Origin of the sequence: Actinoplanes rectilineatus (genome assembly GCF_000962825.1) — a bacterium.
Classification (GTDB): domain Bacteria; phylum Actinomycetota; class Actinomycetes; order Mycobacteriales; family Micromonosporaceae; genus Actinoplanes; species Actinoplanes rectilineatus.
In genome coordinates, this window is sequence record NZ_JZKF01000104.1 from 23,069 (window position 1) to 29,068 (window position 6,000).

The 6,000-nt window shown below is 71.9% G+C and carries 7 protein-coding genes; 1 reads left to right on the top strand and 6 read right to left on the bottom strand.

What is annotated here, in order from left to right; all coding sequences use genetic code 11:
• Positions 1 to 430: 430 nt before the first annotated feature.
• The 4 genes from WH85_RS40880 to WH85_RS40895 form a co-directional block, all read right to left on the bottom strand.
• Entirely contained in the window at positions 431 to 1,342 is a 912-nt protein-coding gene (locus WH85_RS40880) for a PQQ-binding-like beta-propeller repeat protein (protein ID WP_045747546.1), read from the bottom strand.
• The gene (locus WH85_RS51925; protein ID WP_045747547.1) at positions 1,239 to 1,988 is read right to left on the bottom strand and encodes a hypothetical protein; all 750 of its coding nucleotides are present in this window, start codon (positions 1,986 to 1,988) and stop codon (positions 1,239 to 1,241) included. Before WH85_RS51925 ends, WH85_RS40880 begins: the two co-directional genes overlap by 104 nt.
• Positions 1,989 to 2,237: 249 nt before the next feature.
• Complete coding sequence (locus WH85_RS40890; protein ID WP_052721168.1) at positions 2,238 to 3,341, bottom strand: MFS transporter; 1,104 nt, start codon at positions 3,339 to 3,341, stop codon at positions 2,238 to 2,240.
• Between the two features lie 23 nt (positions 3,342 to 3,364).
• Positions 3,365 to 4,255 carry an aldo/keto reductase family oxidoreductase gene (locus WH85_RS40895; protein ID WP_045747548.1) on the bottom strand — a complete coding sequence of 297 codons (891 nt, stop codon included), beginning with the start codon at positions 4,253 to 4,255 and terminating at the stop codon, positions 3,365 to 3,367.
• 99 nt (positions 4,256 to 4,354) lie between these two features.
• Between WH85_RS40895 and WH85_RS40900 the strand changes: the two genes are divergently transcribed.
• Positions 4,355 to 5,176, top strand: coding sequence for a helix-turn-helix domain-containing protein (locus WH85_RS40900; protein WP_045747549.1), 822 nt, complete (start codon positions 4,355 to 4,357; stop codon positions 5,174 to 5,176).
• An 82-nt stretch (positions 5,177 to 5,258) separates the two neighbouring features.
• On the opposite strand, the gene WH85_RS40905 is transcribed toward WH85_RS40900, so the two are convergent.
• The gene (locus WH85_RS40905) at positions 5,259 to 5,825 is read right to left on the bottom strand and encodes a hypothetical protein (RefSeq protein WP_045747550.1); all 567 of its coding nucleotides are present in this window, start codon (positions 5,823 to 5,825) and stop codon (positions 5,259 to 5,261) included.
• Positions 5,822 to 6,000, bottom strand: a 179-nt coding sequence (locus tag WH85_RS48305) for a sigma factor-like helix-turn-helix DNA-binding protein (RefSeq protein ID WP_281179139.1), incomplete at its 5' end; no start/stop codon positions are given. The genes WH85_RS40905 and WH85_RS48305, both read right to left, overlap by 4 nt.

The window sequence follows — 6,000 nt, forward strand, 5'->3', positions numbered from 1 at the left end:
GCCCCGGCCGTCGCCCATGGTCTGCCCGAGCGCCGAAAGCGACCGTGGGCGACGGCTGGGTGAGTCGGAGCCGTCCTCGGCGGCTGATTACCGTCCTCCGGGCAGCTGTGGTCGACGGCTCGACCGGCTCGGCCGTCGACTGTGGTTCGTCAGCGAGTCGGAATCGACCGTGGGCGACGGCCGGGCCGATCGAGCCGTCGCCGAGGGTTCGTTTGCGGGCCGGAATCGACCGTGAGCGACGGCCGGTCGTCCTGGGCCGTCGTCCACGGTCTGTCTGTGCGTCGAAACCGGCCACCGACGACGGCCGGCCACCGCGAGGCGTCGTCGGTGGCTGCGGCCCGGCGGGTTGTCCGACGTGGCAGCCACCGACGAGCAGCGACGGCCACGCGGATTCACGGACGGCCGTCCACGAATCCGCATCGCACTCCGGTCAATCCGGTCGAGTAGAGGCGGTGATCGAACAGTCGAGCACCCGGCCGTCCAGGGTGCCGATCACGACGCGGCCCGTCCCGGCACATGCCAGGGACAACGGGACGACCCGGTGACCGTTCACCCGTAGCTGTTGCCGCGCCTGCACGGCACCGTCCGTGGCACGCAGGACGACGAGTTCCCCCGAGTTGAACGTGACGTAGACGAGGTCGCCGTCCACGTCGAGCGCGGTCGCCTGGTGGTCGGCCGTGAAGACCCAGGCCAAACCGCCTGTCGGGTACGCCCGGCGGGCCACGAACGAGTTCCCGGCCAGCAGCCCGGCACCGTCGTGAATCGTGCCGCTGTGGACGAGCGCCGGGCCGGCCCGGTCGCTGAGGTAGGCGCCGCAGCCGCCGAACAGGCGCCCACCCCGCGACTCGTCCCACTCCAGCGGGAAGAGCCTGCGTGCCCGCCCGTCGACCGCTACCACCCATTTGTCGCGTACACCTTGAAGGAATAGCAGGTCGGGGGCGTACCGGATGTCGAAGTAGTGGTTGAACAGGTCGTAACGTCCCAGGGCGACGATGCGCTGCCGTGCGCCGAGGGTGACCTTGCCGTCCCCCGTCGCGGTGGTGCGCAGCGCCCACCGGCCGTCGGCCCGGGACACCAGAATCGCGGGGGCGGTGGCCGGATGGGTCTCCCGGACGGTGCCGTCCTCGAGGTCGACCGCCACCACGACGCTCGACTCCCGAGCCCGGCCGTCGACGAGGCTCGTCAGGGCCAGCGCCGTCCGCTCGTCCGGCAGGACGGCTACCTGGCAGCCGATGCCATCAGCGGGCACCTGCCAGGCCGGGTCGTCGGACGCCGGTGACCAGCATTCCAGGGTGATGCCTTCGAGCGCGGCCAGAACACGGCCGTCGGCGAGCGCCTGCACCGCCCAGACCGCGCGGCGAGGTACCCCGCACAGCCGTTCGATGACTGCTGTAGATAGAGCGGGGAGTTCGCCCGTGTACGGCTTCCTCGCCGTAAGGCATCTCCACCATGCCGGGGGTGGCCCGGGCCCAGTCGTCGCGGCGGATGGTGCAGGCCAGCGATGTGGTGCCGAACGTCTTCTTGTCCTCGTCGCAGGGGATGGCGAGCACCAGCGCGAGAGTCTCCGGATCCTGCCAGGTGATCTGCCGAACCTCCCGGGGATGTTCCAGCAGCGACACGGTACCGCCGGTGGACAGGTCCAGCAGGAGCAGTTCGCCGTGATAGGACCAACCGCCGTCGTACGCGCCGGTGCCGATCACCAGCAACGGCAGGGTGGGATGGAAGGCGAGTGCGTTGACCGGCCAATGCGTGGTCGACGCGAACAGGCAGGTGAGGTCGTCGGAGCGATAGACGGCCGTCGGATGCCGGCCCGGATGCGGTAGTGATCGGCGGGAGACGTCGCGGCCGTGCCACTGCGGCCGGGGGAGCGCCCCGCCCACCGCGATGAGCGACTCGTCGGGCGAGGCCACGGCGACACGCGGCCGGCCGATCTCGGCGAAGGGGCCACCGCCCAGCACCCGGTCCACCCGGATGGCGAGGGCGCTCACCGCGTACCCGGAAGCTCGATTCTTTTGATCATGGGCGAAGCCTACCTAGGCGGTAGACGAGGCAGGTAACCGCTACAGACGGGCTGCCGGCAGCACGCCGTGAAGGATGCGCCCGGCCGGTGGCAGGAAGACCTGCGGGAGGAACAGGGCGTACCCGACGGCGAAGAGCACGTCCGCCCGCCAGGCCGGTGGTGACGCCCGCGACCGCCAGCAGGAGCAGGCCGGCGCCGAACATCGTGAGCGCGGCTTCTAGGAACGGAAGCTACTTTCCGTAGTTTCAAAGCGACGCCGCTCAGCTGACCGAGAGTAACCACCGCGCAGGTCCAGCAGCGAACAGATCAGGGCGGCGGTCATCAACGCCGCGCACACCACCAGTGCCGCCGTGGAGGACCTGGTCAGCACGATGCCGGTCACCGCCGCGGTCGCCACCGTCGCCGAGATGCGCTGGGTGACCTGCAGGAACGCCCCGGCCAGACCGGCGTGGGCGGCCGGTGCGTGGGCGAGCGTCAGCGCCTGGTTCGGCGAGACGATCAGGCCGCCGGACAGGCCCATCGCGAGCTGTGTCGCCATCAGCGCGGCCTGGCCGCCGATGCCGTTGTTAACGATCACTACCGTGGCCAGGTCGGCGGTCACCGCGGCCGCCAGTGCGCACGCCACTCCGCGGCGCCCGAACCGGCCCACCACCCGCCAGCTCTGCCACGAGGCGCACGCGAAACCCAGCGCGCTCGGCAGCGCCGTCACCGCCGCCCGCAGCGGCGACCAGCCCAGGGTGTCCTGCAGATACAGCACCAGCACCAGCGTCGTCGACAGCGACGCCCCGAACTGGAACATCGCGGTCAGCACGCCCAGGGTGTACCCGCGGCTGCCCAGCAGCGGCCCGGCCAGCGAGATGACCACGCCGCCGACGACCGGGCCGATCACCCCGGCGACACCGCCGACGGTGGCGTACGCGCCCAGCGCCCGGGCCCGGTCGCGCCCGGTGAACAGGTCCTGGATGATGCCGTAGACCTGCGGGTTGACGATGCCCGCGCCGGCGCCCTGCAGCAGCCGGGCCGCCGCCACCACCCACGGTTCGGTTGCCGTGCCGGCCAGCACGGCCGACAGAGTGAACAGGGCGATGCCGCCGGCGAACAGGCCGCGGCGCCCGTACCGGTCACCCAGCCGCCCGGCCGGCACCAGCGCCAGCCCGAAGGTGAGCGAGTAGCCGGCCAGGATCCACTGGGTGGTGACCGGTCCCGCCCCCAGCGACGAGCGCAGGGACGGGACCGCGGTGGTCATGCTGGCCTGGTCGAGCAGGGTGGTGAAGGCGGCGGCGAGACAGACGGCGAGGACTACGGCGGAGCGGTGGGGCACCCCGTGACCATATTTCCTAATACCTATAGGTGAACAGTGTTATCCGGTGCGCCGATCGCGTCCAGCTCGGCCACGTCCTCGGTGCCGAGGGTCAGGCCCGCGCCGGCGATGTTCTCCTCCAGGTGCGCCACCGACGACGTACCCGGGATCAGCAGGATGTTCGGCGACCGCTGCAGCAGCCAGGCCAGCGCCACCGCCATCGGCGTCGCCCCGAGCCGCGACGCCACCGCGGTCAGCTCCGCCGACTGCAGCGGCGAGAACCCGCCCAGCGGGAAGTACGGCACATAGGCGATGCCCTGCGCGGCGAGCGCGTCGATCAGGGCGTCGTCGGCACGGTTCGCGATGTTGTAGAAGTTCTGCACGCACACCACCGGCGCGATCGTCTGCGCCTCGGCCACCTGCTCGGCGTTCACCGTGCTCAGCCCCAGATGCCGGATCAGGCCCTGGTCACGCAGCTCGGCCAGCGCGGCGAACTGCTCGGCGATCGAACCCGGCTCCGGATCGCTGTACCCGCCCACCCGCAGGTTCACCACGTCGATCGTCTCCAGGCCCAGCGTGCGCAGGTTGTCGTGGACCTGCTGCCGCAACTCGGCCGGGGTGCGCGCATGCGGCCAGCCTCCTTGCGCATCGCGGCGCGCGCCGACCTTGGTGACCAGACACAGACCTCGGGGGTACGGGGTGAGCGCCTCCCTGATGATCTCGTTGGTCACATGCGGACCGTAGAAGTCGGCCGTGTCGATGTGGTCGATGCCGTGCTCGACGGCGGCGCGCAGCACGGCCACCGCCCCCGGGCGGTCCTGCGGCGGCCCGAACACGCCGGGGCCGGCCAGCTGCATCGCGCCGTACCCGAAACGGTGCAGCTCCCGGTCCCCGAGTCGGTGGACGGCGCCGGGAAGTGTGGTGGAAACGGTCATGCCCCCACGATGGGCGCCGCCGCCGGGGGTGGGCAGTGCCCCGGCGATCCTGGGAGTGGCAGGGCCAGGATCGTCGGCGTGCTCCGTTCGTACAGTGGAATGGTGAATGCCCTGGGGGAGTATCTGCGTGCCCGGCGGGCCCTGATCCGGCCGGCGGACGCCGGTCTGCGGGTGATCGGCGTGCGCCGCACGCCGGGCCTGCGCCGCGAGGAGGTCGCGACCCTGGCCGGCATCAGCGCCGACTACTACCTGCGCCTGGAGCAGGGCCGGGACCGTAATCCGTCGCCGCAGGTGCTCGCCGCGCTGGCCCGGGTCTTTCAGCTGGACGCCACGGCCACCGCGCACCTGCTGTCGCTGACCGGTGGCGGTCCCCGCCCGGTGGCCCGCCGCTCCCGGCGCGAACAGGTCCCGGCCGGTCTGCGGCAGCTGCTCGACGTGGTGGGGCTCCCGGCGTTCGTGGAGAACCGGCATTTCGACGTCCTGGCGGTGAACACCCTGGCCGCGGCGCTGTCCCCGGCGATCCGGGTGGGGGAGAACCGGATGCGGTCGGTCTTCCTCGACCCGGCCGAACGCGATCTGCACGTCGACTGGGACGCCCTGCTCGGTGGGATGGTCGCCTCCTTCCGTGCGTCGATCGGCACCGAGTCCGCCGATCCGCGGGTGACCGAGCTGGTGGGGGAGTTGTCGCTGGCCAGCGAGGAGTTCCGGCACCTGTGGGCGCGACACGACGTGAAGGCGCCGACCGGGGGTGAGGTGCGGATGAACCATCCGGTGGTGGGCCCGCTGACGTTGCGCCGCGAGAAACTGCAGTCCGACGGCTTGATCCTGGCGCTGTACCACGCGGAGCCGGGCTCGCCGACGGCCGCGGCACTGTCGCTGCTGGCGTCACTGTCCGTTCCGGCCTCTCTCCTAGAATCCTAGGACGGAGTACGCGTGGTGCTCCGCACCACCGACAAGCAGAGGACGGCTTCGCCGACCGGCCCCTCCACATCGTGGGGGAGGCCTACCGGGTGGCGGTGCGCCAGATGGCGGCGGTGGCGGGATCGTAGTAGCGGGTGTTGCCGCATCCCCGGGCCATCGGCAGGTCGCCGCTGACGAGCAGGCGGGTGCCGACGGTGTACGAGGGCCCGGCCTCACTGGCGAGCTCGGGGAACACGACCGGGGCCGCCATCTGCACGGTCGTGGCGGTGCCGGTGTCGCCGCGGAACCATTCGTGGACGGTGAAACTCACCGAGACGATGCTCCCCGTGGCGTCGCCGTCGATGCCGGTGACCGTGCCGTCAAAGGCGAAGCCGCGGCCGGCGACGTCCTCCGGTTCGGCCACGTCGCAGTCCTGCCCGCCGCCCGGGAGCGGGCCCTGCTGGTGGCCGGCCGGGGGCGGGGGCTGGAGGGCGTACACGGTGGCGCCGGTCCCGGCCAGGACCGCCAGGGCGAGTCCGGCGAACGCGGTCCGCAGGCGCTGCCGGTGGACCCGCTGCGGGATGCGGAACACGTCGTCGGTCAGGTGTGGTGCGTCGTCGGCCTGCCGGTGCAGGGTGGCGCGCAGGGATTCTTCGACGGGGTCGGTCATGTCGTCTCCTCGGAGGTGGCGCGCAGGGTGGCCAGGGCGCGGGAGGCGGTGGCGCGGACTGCGCTCGGGGTGATGCCGAGGGTGTCGGCGATGTCCGCGTCGGCGAGGTCGAGGTAGTAGCGCAGTACGAGGATGGTGCGGGCCCGGGGTGCCAGGTGGGCGAGGAGCCGGTCGG